This window comes from Pseudomonas sp. TMW22080, from assembly GCF_022496745.1.
Classification (GTDB): domain Bacteria; phylum Pseudomonadota; class Gammaproteobacteria; order Pseudomonadales; family Pseudomonadaceae; genus Aquipseudomonas; species Aquipseudomonas bubulae.
Window position 1 is genome coordinate 494,239 of record NZ_SCFF01000001.1, and the last position, 15,165, is coordinate 509,403.

Annotated in this window: 12 protein-coding genes; 4 read left to right on the forward strand and 8 right to left on the reverse strand. The window is 60.2% G+C overall.

The window, feature by feature from the left end:
• The first annotated feature begins 51 nt into the window (after positions 1-51).
• From EQV96_RS02155 to EQV96_RS02165, 3 genes are all read left to right on the forward strand, one after another.
• Positions 52-489 (forward strand): hypothetical protein, encoded by a 438-nt coding sequence (locus tag EQV96_RS02155; RefSeq protein WP_095000367.1) that lies wholly within the window; start codon positions 52-54, stop codon positions 487-489.
• A 379-nt stretch (positions 490-868) separates the two neighbouring features.
• Positions 869-1,927, forward strand: a complete 1,059-nt coding sequence (locus EQV96_RS02160; protein WP_095000368.1) for an aromatic ring-hydroxylating dioxygenase subunit alpha — start codon at positions 869-871, stop codon at positions 1,925-1,927.
• 64 nt (positions 1,928-1,991) lie between these two features.
• Positions 1,992-2,942, forward strand: coding sequence for a PDR/VanB family oxidoreductase (locus tag EQV96_RS02165; protein WP_095000369.1), 951 nt, complete (start codon positions 1,992-1,994; stop codon positions 2,940-2,942).
• A gap of 3 nt (positions 2,943-2,945) precedes the next feature.
• Here the strand turns inward: EQV96_RS02165 and EQV96_RS02170 are convergent, their stop codons facing one another.
• The 8 genes from EQV96_RS02170 to EQV96_RS02205 form a co-directional block, all read right to left on the reverse strand.
• Positions 2,946-3,659 (reverse strand): GntR family transcriptional regulator, encoded by a 714-nt coding sequence (locus tag EQV96_RS02170; protein WP_095020009.1) that lies wholly within the window; start codon positions 3,657-3,659, stop codon positions 2,946-2,948.
• 236 nt (positions 3,660-3,895) lie between these two features.
• Positions 3,896-5,122, reverse strand: a complete 1,227-nt coding sequence (locus tag EQV96_RS02175) for an OprD family porin (RefSeq protein WP_240881193.1) — start codon at positions 5,120-5,122, stop codon at positions 3,896-3,898.
• A 123-nt stretch (positions 5,123-5,245) separates the two neighbouring features.
• Positions 5,246-6,577: an MFS transporter gene (locus EQV96_RS02180; protein ID WP_095023600.1), complete on the reverse strand. Its 1,332-nt coding sequence runs from the start codon at positions 6,575-6,577 to the stop codon at positions 5,246-5,248.
• 443 nt (positions 6,578-7,020) lie between these two features.
• Positions 7,021-8,778 carry an acyl-CoA dehydrogenase gene (locus EQV96_RS02185; protein ID WP_095000372.1) on the reverse strand — a complete coding sequence of 586 codons (1,758 nt, stop codon included), beginning with the start codon at positions 8,776-8,778 and terminating at the stop codon, positions 7,021-7,023.
• Between the two features lie 9 nt (positions 8,779-8,787).
• Entirely contained in the window at positions 8,788-10,029 is a 1,242-nt protein-coding gene (locus EQV96_RS02190; RefSeq protein WP_138738034.1) for a thiolase family protein, read from the reverse strand.
• A complete protein-coding gene (locus EQV96_RS02195) occupies positions 10,026-11,909 on the reverse strand; it encodes a feruloyl-CoA synthase (protein ID WP_095026478.1) in 1,884 nt (627 codons plus the stop codon). Before EQV96_RS02195 ends, EQV96_RS02190 begins: the two co-directional genes overlap by 4 nt.
• 97 nt (positions 11,910-12,006) lie before the next feature.
• Positions 12,007-13,455 (reverse strand): aldehyde dehydrogenase, encoded by a 1,449-nt coding sequence (locus tag EQV96_RS02200; RefSeq protein WP_240881194.1) that lies wholly within the window; start codon positions 13,453-13,455, stop codon positions 12,007-12,009.
• 72 nt (positions 13,456-13,527) lie between these two features.
• A complete protein-coding gene (locus EQV96_RS02205) occupies positions 13,528-14,358 on the reverse strand; it encodes a p-hydroxycinnamoyl CoA hydratase/lyase (RefSeq protein WP_019822412.1) in 831 nt (276 codons plus the stop codon).
• Between the two features lie 201 nt (positions 14,359-14,559).
• Here EQV96_RS02205 and EQV96_RS02210 point away from each other — a divergent pair, with 201 nt between their 5' ends.
• Entirely contained in the window at positions 14,560-15,048 is a 489-nt protein-coding gene (locus EQV96_RS02210; RefSeq protein ID WP_240881196.1) for a MarR family transcriptional regulator, read from the forward strand.
• Positions 15,049-15,165: the final 117 nt, after the last annotated feature.

Below are 15,165 nucleotides of genomic sequence, written 5' to 3' on the forward strand. Positions count from 1 at the left end.
GCGCAACCTGCCGATGTCCTGTAGGACAACGAGTCTAAAGGACACATCGACATGGTTGGCAGCATCAATCCCCTGGCATCGAGCCTGAATATTCAGAGCACCCCCGCCGCCACGGCCAGCAAGGCGACGGACAGCACGGCCGTGAGTGATGCCGGCGCGACGGCCACCGAGCAGGTCAAGCCACGGGCGGCCCGAGACGCTAATGCGGCGCCTGCGGCTGACAGTGATGACGACAGTTCGGACACGGTCAAGCAGCTGAAAAAACAGATCGCGCAGCTGCAAAAGCAGCTTCAGCAGCAGATGCAGGCCCTGCAAAGCATCCAGGCCAGCGACCAGAACGAAGCCAGTAAAGCCGCCGCCGTGGCCGGAGCCCAGGCCCAGGTGACTGCGACAGCAGCAGCGCTGCAGGCGGCGACGGCAGCCTTGCTGCAAGCATTGACGGCCCAGGGCAGTGGCAGTTCGGGGTCGATGGTCAGCACATCGGCCTGACAATCCCCCGTAGGTGCTGCCGAAGGGGTACGAACCAGCAGTGAAAAATATACCCTTTTACCTTTCCTGCACCTGTTGGACCTGGGCCTGTCCATGATCTACAACGGGGTGAAGCCCGATGAAGACAAACTTGAAGACAAGCCCTCACAACACTCCTTCTGAATTCTGGCGGTCACCCATATAGCGCCGCAGGCATCATGCACGCCATCAAAAACCTCTAATGGATCCACTATCAGCGACCACCTTTACATTTTGTGTTCGGTAATCGCCACAAACCCTATTAAAACCCGATATTACTCCAGAGCAAAATTGACTTGAAAGATCCCTATACCGCCTAATGGATCCATAAGAGCAATAACACCTGATCTGGAGATTGGTCATGTACCCAAAAAACACCTGGTACGTCGCATGCACCCCCGATGAAATCACCGACAAGCCTTTAGGCCGGCAGATTTGCGGCGAGAAAATGGTTTTTTATCGCGGCCATGAAAACAAGGTCGCCGCTGTCGAGAACTTTTGTCCGCACCGCGGCGCCCCTCTGTCATTGGGCTATGTCGAAAACGGCAACCTGGTGTGCGGCTATCACGGCCTGGTCATGGGCTGCGACGGCAAAACCGTCGAGATGCCCGGGCAACGGGTACGCGGTTTCCCGTGCAACAAAACCTATGCCGCGGTCGAACGCTACGGCTTTATCTGGGTATGGCCCGGTGATCAGGATCAAGCCGATCCTGCATTGATCCACCACCTGGAGTGGGCGGTGAGCGATGAATGGGCCTATGGCGGCGGCTTGTTTCATATCGGCTGCGACTATCGCCTGATGATCGACAACCTGATGGACCTGACCCACGAAACCTACGTACACGCCTCCAGCATTGGCCAGAAGGAAATCGACGAAGTCGCACCGAACACCACGGTTGAAGGCAACGAAGTCGTCACGGCGCGGCACATGGAAAACATCATGGCTCCGCCGTTCTGGCGCATGGCATTGCGCGGCAATAATCTAGCCGACGATGTGCCGGTAGACCGCTGGCAGATATGCCGCTTCTCGCCACCCAGCCACGTCCTGATCGAAGTCGGGGTCGCTCACGCGGGCAAAGGCGGCTATCACGCAGCTCCCGAGTTCAAGGCATCGAGCATCGTGGTCGACTTCATCACCCCGGAAACAGACACCTCGATCTGGTACTTCTGGGGGATGGCACGCAACTTCAACCCGCAGGATCATGCGCTTACCGCGACCATCCGCGAGGGCCAGGGCAAAATCTTCAGCGAAGACCTGGAGATGCTCGAACAACAGCAACAAAACCTGCTGGACCACCCGCAACGCGCACTGCTCAAGCTCAATATCGACTCGGGTGGCGTGCAGTCACGCCGCGTCCTGGACCGCATCATCGCCAGCGAACGCACGTCCGAATCACAACTGATCGCCACTGCGCAGTAATTTCCGCACGGGGGCGAGCACACTTGGGCCAGCCCCCTCAATGGCAACGCTTTGAGGAAGCAGCATGATTGATGTGGTGGTGGTATCTCGCAACAACGAAGCGCAGGGCATTTGCACCTATGAATTGGCCAGCACCGATGGCAGCGCCCTGCCCGCTTTCAGTGCAGGCTCGCACATTGATGTGCACCTGCCCGGCGGACTGATTCGCCAATACTCCCTGTGTAACCATCCTGACGAACAGCATCGCTACCTGATCGGCGTGCTCAAGGATCCAGCCTCACGGGGCGGCTCGCAAAGCCTGCATGAACAGATCAATAGTGGCGATTGCCTGCGCATCAGTGAACCGCGCAACCTGTTTCCGCTGGCCCACGAAGCCCGGCGCAGCTTGCTGTTTGCAGGGGGCATAGGGATCACCCCGATTTTGTGCATGGCGGAGCGTCTGGCCCACAACGGCGCAGATTTCGAACTGCATTACTGCGCACGGTCCGGCGAGCGAGCGGCCTTTGTCGAACGCCTGCGCAACTCGTCTTTTGCTGACCGGGTGTTTATGCACTTCGACGAGCAGCCTGAGACCGCCATGAATGCAGCCCAGGTACTGGCCAACCCGCAGCCCGGCACCCATTTGTACGTGTGCGGCCCCGGTGGTTTCATGCAACATGTTCTCGACAGTGCGCGCGCCCAGGATTGGCAGGAGCACGCCCTGCACCGGGAGTACTTCGCCGCCGCCCCGGTTGACAGCAGCAACAATGGCAGCTTTTCGGTCAAGGTGGGCAGCACCGGCCAGGTCTTCGATATACCGGCGGACAAAACCGTGGTCCAGGTCCTGGAAAGTCATGGCATCGATATACCCATGTCGTGCGAGCAAGGGGTGTGCGGCACGTGCCTGACCCGCGTGCTGGAAGGCGTTCCGGATCATCGCGACATGTACCTTACCGAAGATGAGCAAGCCTGCAACGATCAGTTCACTCCGTGCTGTTCGCGCTCGAAATCGCCCCTGCTGGTGCTGGATATCTAAGCTTCAATCGGAGCGGTGGATCACTTTCATCCGCTCATTGGCGGTGGCCGAACCGAAGATTTCGGCATAACGCAACGTCGCGTTGGCGTGCTCGCGCATGATGGCTTCGGCGCGAGCGCCCTGACGACTGATCAGCGCATCGAACACCGAATGATGCTGCATATGGGCATAGTTGAAGCGACGGTATTCACGGACCATGTCTTTGCGATCAACCGCCAGCGCCGTCACTGATGCAAACGGCAAATGATCATTGCGTGCCAGGGCATCGGCTATGGCCGGGTTGTGACTGCCCTCAACGATAACCTGATGAAAACGCATATTGAGGTCGTGATAGATCTCAAGATCGTCCTCGGTGACGAAGCCTTTATCGAACAGCTCATCCCCCTGCAGCAGGCACAACTCCAGGGCGGCCCGCGCATCTCCCGACAGCCCGCGCTCAGCCGTCAAACGTGCCGCCAGACCTTCAAGCACCCCGCGTACCTCCACCGCACCGGCGATATCATTGGCACTGACCGAACGCACCTGAAAACCGCGCCCGCCGAAACGCACCAGCAAGCCTTCCTGCTCAAGCGTGCGAAAGGCCATGCGTACCGGCATGCGGGAGACGCCGAACAACTCGGCAGTGGGAATTTCCATGAGGCGTTCGCCAGCGGCAAGCTCGCCTGAGGCAATCATCTTGCGCAGTGCAATCAGCACCAATTGACCGGGTTTGCTCATCCAGGCAGCATCCAGAAAACATGAGCGGCCATAGTAACGCATGAGCAGCTATAGAGATTGAGCGGCGCACAAATCGGCCCTGGCGAGCACGCCATCGCAGGCAAGCCCGCTCCCACAGGCAGTGCGCCGCTCTCAAAACCTACTGCCTGGCACACCTCATTGTGGGAGCGGGCTTGCTCGCGAGGGCATCGACGCAATTCGGCAGACATTCCGAGCTGCCTGCATCGCAGCCCCCCCTACATCGACAACGGATAACTCACGATCACACGGGTCTGGTCGAAGTCGCTGTTGAAGCTGCGACGGTTGGTGGCGTTGTTGACGCGCAAGCTGAGGTTCTTCAGCGTGCCGCTCTGGACTGTATAGCCAACCTCGGTATCGCGCTCCCACTCCTTGCCGTTAGCCCCCTGTTTGGTGGTGGCGTTGTCGCCATGACCATAGCGAACCATCGCCAGCAACCCGGGCACCCCGAGCGCGGCAAAGTTGTAGTCGTAACGCGCTTGCCAGGAGCGCTCGTCGGCATTGCTGAAGTTGCCGTTGAACATGTCGTTGCCTAGCGTGCGCCCGCTACTGCCGTACACCGACATCCAGCCGCTATCCCCGCTGACCCTCTGCAACCCCAGGTACAACGTGTGTCCGCCCGTAGCCGCCGAGAACAATCCGTACGCTGTGCGACTGCTGACCCGACCGATACGCGCGCTGCCATCGTCCTTATCAATGAAGTACCCCAGATTGGCGCCCAGCACCCAGTCACCCACCGGCTGTTTGTGCAGCAGATTGAAATAGCTCTGCTGATAAATATCCGCCAACTGCGAATGCCACGCCCCCACCTGGGTACGCTGTTCATTGAAACGGTACTCAGCCCCCGCGTAGTTGAATCGGTCCGAGGTCACACCCGGCGCAGCCCACGCCGCGAGATCCTGCATGTCCGAAGAATTGCGCAAACTCACGGCCCGGTATTGCCCTGCCTGCAGCCCCAGGCCTTCAATCTCCCTGGACACCAGCATGGCGCCACGGAAGGTCTGCGGCAGCAGTCGCCCATCGTCGTAACGCAACACCGGAACATCCGGCAGCAGTTCGCCAACCTTCATTTCCGTTTGCGAAAAACGCGCCTTGGCCGCCAGCCCTGCCCGGCCAAAGTTATCGGCCGCGCGACCATCGCTGTTCACCGGCAGCAGTTCTGAACCCCTGGCCACGCGACTGCTGTCGAGCTTGATCCCAAGCATGGCAATCCCTTCCAGGCCAAAACCCACAGGCCCCGGGGTGTAACCGGAGCTGAATTTCAGGATAAAGCCCTGCGCCCATTCATCCACCTTGCTTTTGCCTGCGCTGTGGTCACGAAAATCTCGATTGAAGTAGTAGTTGCGCAACATCAAATCTGCTTTCGCACCGTCAAAAAAACCTTCACCCTCGGCCATTGCCGAGGCACAAACAGACAACGACAGCACACCTGTAAGCATCTTCATTATTATTGTTCTCCGAATTTTGGGCGCAGCCGCTCCCCGCAGCGGACACAGCCCGCCCAGACAGATAGATAGATAGACATGGGTATGCGCCCGGCCAGGCCGGGCTTTGATCAGAAGGTTGAATCAGGCCTGCGCCAGCGCCGGTTGGGCCTGCGAAGTAGACGGCTTGAGCAGCAGCAAGCAACCGGCCGCGATCACGAAGACGATTGCAAACACGCCATACAGGTGCAGGGGCTGCCAGCCGGCATCCAGCAGAAAACCGGCCACAATGGGCGACAGGATAGCGCCGATACGACCAATGCCGATCCCCCAGCCCACGCCCGTCGCTCGTACGGATGCGTCATACACTACTGGCGACAATGCATAGAGCCCGGCAACGCAGCCGTTGGAAAACAGCCCGATCAGCAACCCAAGCCCCAACGCGGCCATGACCGAAGACCCCGAGCCGACAAACAGCACCAGCAAGCCCGCGGTAATCAGCATGAACAGCGACAATACCCGGGTCAGCGGCCAGCGCGATGACAAGCCGCCGATTAGCGCCGCGCCAAAGATCCCCCCAACGCTCAACAGCACGCCACCGGTAATGCCCTGTTGCGCCGAAAGCCCGGCCGAGACCAGCAGTTTTGGCGTCCAGCTCATCACAAAGTAAAAGCCGAACATTACCAAGAAGAACAACAGCCAGATCAGCAGCGTAGTGCGGCGCAAGGCAGGCGCCAGAAGTTTGCTCAGGCCGGTACTGTGACCCGCCGGATTCACCACTGCAGCAGGCATCTGGCTCAAGACTGGCTGCCCCAGGCGCCGGGCCAGGCTATTGATACGCTGCAAGGCCGTGGCCGGGCGGCGCGCAAGCAAAAAGTCCAGCGACTCGGGCAGCCACAACAGCACCAGCGGGATCACCGCAAAGGTCACAACCCCGCCGAAAACAAACACCGAACGCCAGCCCCAATGGGTCAACAACCAGACTGCCAGCAACCCCCCCAGCGTTGCGCCCAGGGCATAGCCGGTGGATTGCAGACTCACTGCCAGGCCACGCCAGCGCTTGCTGGCATACTCGCTGGCAATCACGTTGCTGCTGGCCAGAATCCCGCCAATCCCCAGCCCCGTAAGCCCGCGCAGAAACGCCAACTGCACCGGTGTCTGGCTCAATGCCGAAAGCAGCATGCCCGTGCCGCTGACCACCAGGCACAACAGGATCAATGGGCGTCGACCAATGCGATCCGCCCAGGGGGCGAGAAACAGTGAACCCGCCGCCATGCCAAACAACCCGGCACTGAGCAACATGCCGATCTGCGCTCCACTCAGGCCCCACTCGGCCGACACCGAAGCCGCCGTGAACGCCATCACCAGCACATCAAAGCCATCGATCATGTTCAAAACAATGCAGATCCCGATGGCGAGCCATTGAAATCGCACCATCGGACCGTTATCAACGCGAGCTTTCAGATTGATATCCATCATTGCACCTGCCTGTCGCAAGCAACCCGGGCAAGGCAAGCGCAAAACACGGCAGTACGCGCAGACATAAAGCGGACAGAACTGTGACAGTTCTGTGCTCTGGATAAGCCTTTCATGACGAGACCCTTTTTTGTAATTTTTATGGGCGACGGTCAGGAAGAAATCCAGCCAACGCCAGGGCGCTAGTCAACCCGTTAATGGATCCACAGGCAATATGAGGGTTTGTCAGAATCTCAATAATTCGGTCCATCAGATACAGAAACCAACACATATAAATTGTTTTTATCTTTTGAATTCAATGTGTTAGCGCATCAGGACCAGCTAAACTTTAGGGTGCGATTATCGACCAATCTCGTGGCCAGAAATCTTCTCTGGCCAGAAACCCATTATTACTCACTCTTAAAACCGCTTATTGGATCCACTGAGGCCATGCGTTCCGGGTATCACTCGACAAACGCCAGCCTCGCCATTGCGCCACGGATGGAGGCAATGCGGTAGTCGGCTTCTGGCAATACATAGGCAAAAAAGAACTGCGCAGTCTGTAGTTTACTGGCCCGTACCGGGTCGCTGTCGGGCAGCAAACGGGACACACGCGCCCCTCGTACCCAGGCAAACCCCAGCAGGGCCACCCCGCACAACCGCAGAAAGTCCCCGGCAACCCGATAGGGATACTCGACGTCCTCGCCAGCGCGCTCACGAACTGCAGCCACCACCGCTTCAAGCTTGTCGCACAGTCGCTCCAGCTCAGCGGCAAAACCGGCACACTCCGAGGCGTCCAGGGCCAGCGCGGACTCCTGGCGCATCACCGCCAGCAACGCGGCAAACGCCCGACCGTCATCGCCCAGCACTTTGCGCAACAGCAAGTCATTGGCCTGGATCTCGTTGCTGCCCTCATAAATCATCGCAATACGGCTGTCGCGCAGGGTTTGCTCGATAGCGAATTCGCTGACATAGCCGTAGCCGCCGAACACCTGCAAAGCGTTGCTGGCCTGGCGAAACCCCTGATCCGTGAAAAACGCCTTGATCACTGGCGTCAGCATTTCTGCCAGCTGCAGGGCGTGCTGACGGTCAGCCTGGCTCCCTTGGTGCTCTGCCTCATCGAGCAGATGCGCCACCCAATAGCCCACGGCCCGCATGCCCTCGGTACAGGCGCGCAACTCCAGCAAGGTACGACGCATGGCCGGGTGAAAATGGATCGGGTCGGCGGCGTCAGCACTGATCCCGGCAGGCCGAACCGGCGCACGCATCTGCTTGCGTTCCAGGGCATAGTCGCGAGCGTTCTGCCACGCCGCTTCGGCGTGCCCCAACCCCTGCAGCCCCACATGCAGCCGCGCCGAGTTCATCATCACGAACATCGCCGCCAAGCCTCGGTTGGCCTCACCAATCAGCCAGCCTTGTGCCTGCTCGAACACCAGCGAACAGGTCGCGCTGCCCTTGATCCCCATCTTGTGTTCGATACCGTCGCAACGCACGCTGTTGACCTGATGGTGGTCCAGCAGCTTGGGCACCAGAAACAGCGAAATGCCCCGACTGCCAGCAGGCGCACCGGGCAATCGTGCCAGCACCAGATGCAGGATATTTGCGCTCAGGTCATGATCGCCACCAGAGATAAACAGCTTGCTGCCGCTTACCCGATAACTGCCGTCGTCTTGCGGTTCGGCACGACAGCGCAGCAGGCCGACGTCGCTGCCTGCCTGCGGTTCGGTCAGGCACATGGTGGGCAAGACTTCACCGCTGACAATCTGCGGCAAATAACGCGCCTTGATCCACTGCGGGGCATGGGCCTTGAGGCACAGATAGGCACCGTGGGCGATGCCGGTGTACATGGCCCAGCCATGGTTGCTGGCATAGAGCATCTCCTGCAGCGCCGCGTCGAGTAGCTGTGGCAAGCCCTGACCGCCGTAGGCCTCATCGCAGGCCAGGGCTGACCACCCGCCTTCGGTGTAGGCAACATACGCCTCGACAAAGCCAGCTGGCGTTGTCACCCGGCCAGCTTCGAAGCTGCACCCCTGGCGGTCGCCACTGCTGTTGATCGGCGCAAGCACCTGGGAGCTGAACCGCCCGGCTTCTTCAAGCACCTGGCGGGCCAGCGCCAGATCGAGATCCTGGAATCGCTCTGTTTGTGCCCAGGCCTGCGGGGCCTCGAGCCAGTGTTCAATGACAAATTGCATGTCGCGCAGCGGTGCCTGGTATTGCCACATGGGAAAACCTCAAATCTTGGAAAAATGCGGATTCTCGATCAGTACCGCCATGCCCTGCCCACCCCCGACACACGCAGCGGCAATGCCATAACGCAGATTCTGCTCGCGCAGCTGCCGCGCCAGGGTCAGCACCAGGCGCAGGCCGGTGGCAGCCAGGGGATGCCCCAGAGCAATGGAGCCGCCACGGCAGTTGAGTTTTTGCCGGTCCAGTTCCAGTGCCTGTGCCACTGCCAGAATCTGTGCGCCCTGCGCCTCGTTGATTTCAAACAGATCAATCGCGTCCAGCGCCAAACCGCTGCGCTTGAGCAGCAACTGGATCGCAGGTACCGGGCCGATACCCATCCGTTGTGGCGCAACACCGACCACCGCCGTCGCCAGCAAATTTGCCAGGCCCGGCTGCCCCGCCGATGCACGGGCGACCAGCGCGGCAGCGGCGCCATCCACCACTGCGCAACTGTTACCCGCCGTTTGCACACCATCTGGGTGAATGGCTCCCAGCCTGGCAAGGGCCACGGCGTCGGTGGCACGCGGATGACTGTCGAGGCTGACAGACTCACATCGACGCGGCAGGCTGATACCACGCGGCTGACAGCCCTCCAGCTCAAACACTTCATTGCGCAGGGTGACGATTTCATCCCCCAGCCAGCCGCTGGCCTGGGCGCGAAGTGCCTGCTGGTGACTATTGAGGGCATAGCCGTCCACTGCCTCACGGCTCAGGCCATAATCCTTGGCCAGGTTTTCCGCCGTGGCGATCATGTCCACGCCGGGAGCCGGGTCGTACAGCGCTTCCCAGAGAAAATCCTTGAACTCGACCGGCGCCCCCAGGCGGAATCCACCACGATGGGTGTAGGCGGCAATCGGGTTGCGGGACATGGACTCGGTGCCCACACACAGCGCCAGTTCAATGCCGTCATGCAACTGCCCGGCAGCCTGGCGCAACAGTTCAAACCCTGTGGCGCAAATACGCTGCACCGCCAGGGCAGGCACCTGTTGTGCCACCCCGCTGTAGAGGCCGATATGACGCGGCAACATGTACGCATCAAAACTGGCCTGAGCCATTGAACCCGCCAGTACCGAGTCCACTGCCTGCCCGTCCAGCCCGGCACGGGCCAGCACTTCACGGGCGACCTTGATCCCCATATCGATCGGTGAAACCTGGGCCAATGCCCCACCCAGGTCGACCCATGGTGTACGAACCGCCTCAAGAATGGCGACATCGGTGAATGCCGAGTACTGCCCTCCAGGGCTCACGACGGCTTGCCTGCACGCAGGATCGAAGGCGCCTGCCCGCGATAAAGTGCTTCCACATGCGCCGCTCGCCATTGCAGCACTGCACGCTGATTGATCGAACCCTTGTCGGTGATTTCACCGCGATCGATCGACGCGGCCTCATCCTGCAGCGCGATCCATTCCAGGCGACTGGCATTGCCACTGGCCTGGAGATTGAGCCGCTGCAACCAGTCAGCAAACCACTGGCGTACCGGTTCACTGGCCAACACCTGCGCATCGCTGGCGTCCGCAGGCAAGCCCGACAACTGTCGGCACTCGTACAGACGGGCAAATACCAACGCACCCAGACACTCGCGATCCGGCGCTGCGATCACCAGATCCTGAACATAGGGCGAACCCTCGAGCACGGCCCGGTTTCGCAGCGGCCCCACGCTGACAAATACCCCGGAGGACAATTTGAAGTCCTCGGCCAGTCGTCCATCGAACATCAACCCCCACTGCGGATTGCAAGGATCGGCCAGCTTGATGGCATCACCTGAGCGGTAAAAGCCCTCATCGTCAAACGCCTCGGCACTCTGCTCGGGGGCGCGCCAGTAACCGGGCATGATGTGCGGGCCACGAAAGCGCCCCTCCAGCTTGCCGTCCACCGGCACCAGCCGGACCTCACAGCCCGGCGCCGGCAGACCGATATAACCGGCCATCGACAACGGCCCGGTGGTGAAGGTGCATGAAGGCGAAGCCTCGGTCATGCCCAGCCCGGCCATCATGCGGATGCGCTCGCCACAGTGTTGCTCGGCAACCCGGTCGAGCCGGTCCCAGATACTTTGCGAAAGGCCCGCTGCGGCGAAAAAGAACAGTTTGATGCGGGCAAAAAATCGTGCCCGCAAGTCGCTGTCAGTTTCCAGCGCAGTGACCAGCTCTTCCCAGCCCTTAGGCACGGTGAGGTAGGCAGTCGGCGAGATTTCCTTGAGATTGCGCAGGGTTTCGGCAAAGCCCTGAGCCGTTGGTTTACCGCCATCCAGGTACAGCGTACCGCCGTTGTACAGAACGATACCGAGGTTATGACTGCCGCCAAACGTATGGTTCCAGGGCAGCCAGTCCACCAGCACCGGGGGCTCTTCGGCAAATACCGGAAAGGTCTGCAACAGCATTTGCTGATTGGCACAGAGCATGCGTTGGGTGGTAATCACCGCTTTGGGCAGTTTGGTAGAGCCTGAAGTGAAGAGGAATTTGGCGATGGTGTCCGGGCCTGACGCCATGAACGCAGCCTGGGCCTCGGCGCCGCCCGCCTGCTCCAGCAAGCTGGCAAAGCTCACCTGGGGCCGCCCCGCCATCTCGCCACGTACCGCTACCAATGGCGTCCCTGCGGGCAATACTGCGTGCACGGCACGTTGATAGACCGCCGCATCGCTGACAAAGATCAGGCCTGGCTGCAACAGGTCGCAGACATGGCGCAACTTGGCAAAATCCTGGGACAGCAACGAATAGGCAGGTGAAACCGGGCAGTAAGGAATACCGGCGTACATCGCCCCCAACGCCATCTGCAAATGCTCAATATCGTTGCCTGACAGGATTGCCAGCGGACGCTCTGCCCCCAGACCATACACCAGCAGGCTTTGCGCAATGGCGCGAACGTCCTCCAGCATTTGGGCATAGCTGATGCGACGCCACTCGCCATCACTGTCCCGTGCAGCGATAAAGGTGTGCTCGGGCCGGACCTGCGCCCAGTGCACCAGGCGATCAAGCAAGCGTTCGGGCATCGGCTCCAGGGTTTCCAGGGAGCGCATGTGCAAGATGCCGCCGACCTCAAGCACTTCGACCGCCGGGTGACCGATGGCCACCTCGCGATAACGTGCCGGGGACGTAGGGGACTTGGCCGGGGATTTGAATTCGATACTCACGTCATGCTCCTCCAACAAGGCATGCGCGGCCCGTCCGACACTTAAGCGGCATGGCGCAGGCATGACTCCTTATTATTGTTATGCCTTGTGCAGACAATCAGATCGGGTAGTGGCGCGGCCCGTTCTGCAAGGTGATCCAGCGCAACTGGGTGAATTGCTCGATCGACGCCTTGCCGCCAAAACTGCCGTAACCGCTGGACTTGACCCCACCAAAGGGCATTTGCGCTTCATCGTGGACCGTAGGGCCGTTGATATGGCAAATGCCCGATTCGACCCGCTGGGCCAGTGCCAGGGCACGCCCGGTGTCCCGACTGAAAATCGCCGCCGACAAACCGAACTCCGAATCGTTGGCCAGACTCAGCAAGGCCTCATCGCCGTCCCCGCGCAGTAGCACGGCAACCGGGCCAAAAGACTCTTCGCGGTACAGGCGCATACTCGGGGTCACACCATCGAGCAACGTTGGTTGCATGATGCTGTCTTCGACCTGACCACCCACCACCAGCCGCGCGCCTTTACCGACCGCATCGTCGATCAGCGCCTTGATCCGCACACCGGCGCTGGCGTCCACCAGCGAGCCGAGTACCGAGTCGTCCGCCTGGGGATGACCGGCGCGCAAGGTGGCAACCTTGGCTGCCAGCTTGTCGATAAAGGCATCCGCCACCTTGCTGTCCACGATCAGCCTCTCGGTGGACATGCAGATCTGGCCCTGATTGAAGTAAGCGCCAAAGGCTGCGGCGTCGACTGCGGCGTCAAGGTCAGCGTCATCCAGCACCAGAAACGGCGCCTTGCCCCCCAACTCAAGAAGGGCCGGTTTGAGGTGACGGGCTGCCAGCTCGGCAACAATGCGCCCCACGTGGGTTGAGCCGGTAAAGTTGACCCGACGCACCGCCGGATTGGCGATCAGTCGCTCTACAATCGCCGGCGCATCTACCGGAGCATTGCTGATCACGTTGACCACGCCATCGCCCAGTCCCGCGTCCTGCAATACCTGGCCAATCAGCCGGTGAACGGCCGGGCTCAGCTCGGAAGCCTTGAGCACCACGGTGTTGCCGCACGCCAGCGGCATGGCCAGAGCACGGGTTGCCAGAATCACCGGGGCATTCCAGGGCGCGATGCCCAGGATGACGCCACAGGGTTGGCGCAAGGCCATCGCAAAACTGCCGGGCACATCGGAGGGGATTACTTCGCCGTTGATCTGGGTGGTCATGGAGGCGGCTTCACGAAGCATGCCGGCCGCCAGCTTGACGTTGAACCCGTACCAGTTGGCCATAGCCCCGGTTTCACCCGCTGCCTCGATAAACTCGCTCGCCCGTGCCTGCATCAACTCGGCAGCAGCGAGCAACCGGGTACGCCGTTCATTGGGCGCCAACGCGGCCCAAACGGGAAAAGCAGCCTGAGCCGCGGCAACTGCGGCATCGGCATCTTCCAGGGTGGCGGCGGCCACGCGTGACACCACCTCACCCGTCACCGGGTTGCAGCGTTCGAACGTTCGACCATCACGGGCCGGGCACGACTTTCCGCCAATGAGCAGGGGCACGTCCAACATGGTGATTCCTCTTTATTGTCGTTATCGGGAATTCATTTACAGGGTGCGCCCGGCGCACCCTGAACAGCGAGATTAGCGCTTGTAGGCTTGCAGGCCTGGCTTGATGCTCTTGTCATCGAGGAACTGCTTCATGCCCTGCTCACGCCCGCCTTCGGTATCCAGCAGTCGCGACTGGTCGAGCTTGGCGTACAGATAATCTTCGTTCTGCTCCCAGGTCAGTTCGCGGCAACGCTTGAAGCCATGCTTGGCCGCACGCAGTACAACCGGGTTTTTCTCCAGCAGATTGCGCGCCAGCTCAATGGTGACTTCACGCAACTGCGCCAGCGGTACGCTCTCATTGACCAGGCCCATCTCGGCGGCTTTACGCCCGTCGAAGGTCTTGCCGGTCATGATGTAGTACAGCGACTGGCGATGGCCTACGGTGTCTGCCATAGCCTTGCTGACCAGGTTGCCCGGTGGAATGCCCCAGTTGATTTCCGACAGGCCGAACGTTGCCTCGTCAGCGCAGATGGCCAGGTCGCACGCCACCAGCGGGCTGAAACCACCACCAAAGCACCAGCCATTGACCATGGCAATCGTTGGCTTGGCGTACATGCGCAGCAACTTCCATTGCCACTGCGACGCTTCACGGCGGATTTTCTCCTGAAGAATCTCGGGGCCGGCGTCCACTTCGCGAAAGTACTCCTTCAAGTCCATGCCCGCCGTCCAGGCATCGCCCGCGCCGGTCAACACCAAAACACCCGCCTGCGGGTCCTGCTCGAGGGTTTCCAGCACGTCGATCATTTCACGGTTCAGGGTCGGGCTCATGGCATTGCGTTTTTCCGGACGATTGAGTATCACCCAGGCGATGCTGTCTTCGATTTCGACTTTGACGGTTTTCCAGCGGCCTTCGTATTGGCTCATAGCGATTGCTCTCTTGTTGTTCGCTTGAAGATGAGTGAAAACTAACCGGCATAATTAGTTATGTCAATTAACCATTAATTAAATTAACCAATTTTTTTTGCGGCAAACGCTCGTAAAATAACGCAGCGATGGCTATCAACCAGCAACCGCGGCAAACTAGATACGTTTATTAACTTCATTCGAGCAAGGACCCCTCTATTTATGGCCAAGCCAGCCACCCCTGTCGTCGCCCAAGAGGCCATGCCTGAAAGCCCGGACGTACAGGCTCCTCTGGACACCGCGCTGGACGAACTGATCGGCTATGCCATGCGCCGCGCCCAGCTCAAGCTTTTCCACAACCTGATCAGCCGGCTGTCGACCCACGACCTGCGTCCGGCGCAGTTTTCGGCAATGGCGATCATTGACCAGCATCCCGGGCTGATGCAGGCGGACCTGGCCCGGGCGCTGGCGATTGAGCCCCCGCAAGTGGTGCCATTGTTGAACAAGCTGGAGAGTCGGGCGTTGGCGGTACGGGTTCGTTGCAAACCCGACAAGCGCTCCTACGGCATATTCCTGAGCAAGACCGGCGAAGCCCTGCTCAAAGAGCTCAAGGCTATTGCTGCGCAAAGCGACATCGACGCGACCTCGGCGCTGGATAGCGCCGAGCGTGAAGAACTGCTGCGCCTGCTGAAAAAGGTGTATCAGGAATAGCCCAGCGCTGTAGCTACCAAATCCGCAACATGCGCAGTGCCTGATCAATAGTGAAAGCTGATTTCACGACTTCTGCGCTGCCGAACGCAGCCTCGCACGGCTCGTCAGCTGCTACGT

What these genes read in the sequence shown, in the direction of transcription:
- EQV96_RS02155 (WP_095000367.1), top strand. Translation starts at nt 52, where the DNA reads ATGGTTGGCAGCATCAATCCCCTGGCATCGAGCCTGAATATTCAGAGC.
- EQV96_RS02160 (WP_095000368.1), top strand. Translation starts at nt 869, where the DNA reads ATGTACCCAAAAAACACCTGGTACGTCGCATGCACCCCCGATGAAATC.
- EQV96_RS02165 (WP_095000369.1), top strand. Translation starts at nt 1,992, where the DNA reads ATGATTGATGTGGTGGTGGTATCTCGCAACAACGAAGCGCAGGGCATT.
- EQV96_RS02170 (WP_095020009.1), bottom strand. Translation starts at nt 3,659, where the DNA reads ATGAGCAAACCCGGTCAATTGGTGCTGATTGCACTGCGCAAGATGATT.
- EQV96_RS02175 (WP_240881193.1), bottom strand. Translation starts at nt 5,122, where the DNA reads ATGAAGATGCTTACAGGTGTGCTGTCGTTGTCTGTTTGTGCCTCGGCA.
- EQV96_RS02180 (WP_095023600.1), bottom strand. Translation starts at nt 6,577, where the DNA reads ATGGATATCAATCTGAAAGCTCGCGTTGATAACGGTCCGATGGTGCGA.
- EQV96_RS02185 (WP_095000372.1), bottom strand. Translation starts at nt 8,778, where the DNA reads ATGTGGCAATACCAGGCACCGCTGCGCGACATGCAATTTGTCATTGAA.
- EQV96_RS02200 (WP_240881194.1), bottom strand. Translation starts at nt 13,455, where the DNA reads ATGTTGGACGTGCCCCTGCTCATTGGCGGAAAGTCGTGCCCGGCCCGT.
- EQV96_RS02205 (WP_019822412.1), bottom strand. Translation starts at nt 14,358, where the DNA reads ATGAGCCAATACGAAGGCCGCTGGAAAACCGTCAAAGTCGAAATCGAA.
- EQV96_RS02210 (WP_240881196.1), top strand. Translation starts at nt 14,560, where the DNA reads ATGGCCAAGCCAGCCACCCCTGTCGTCGCCCAAGAGGCCATGCCTGAA.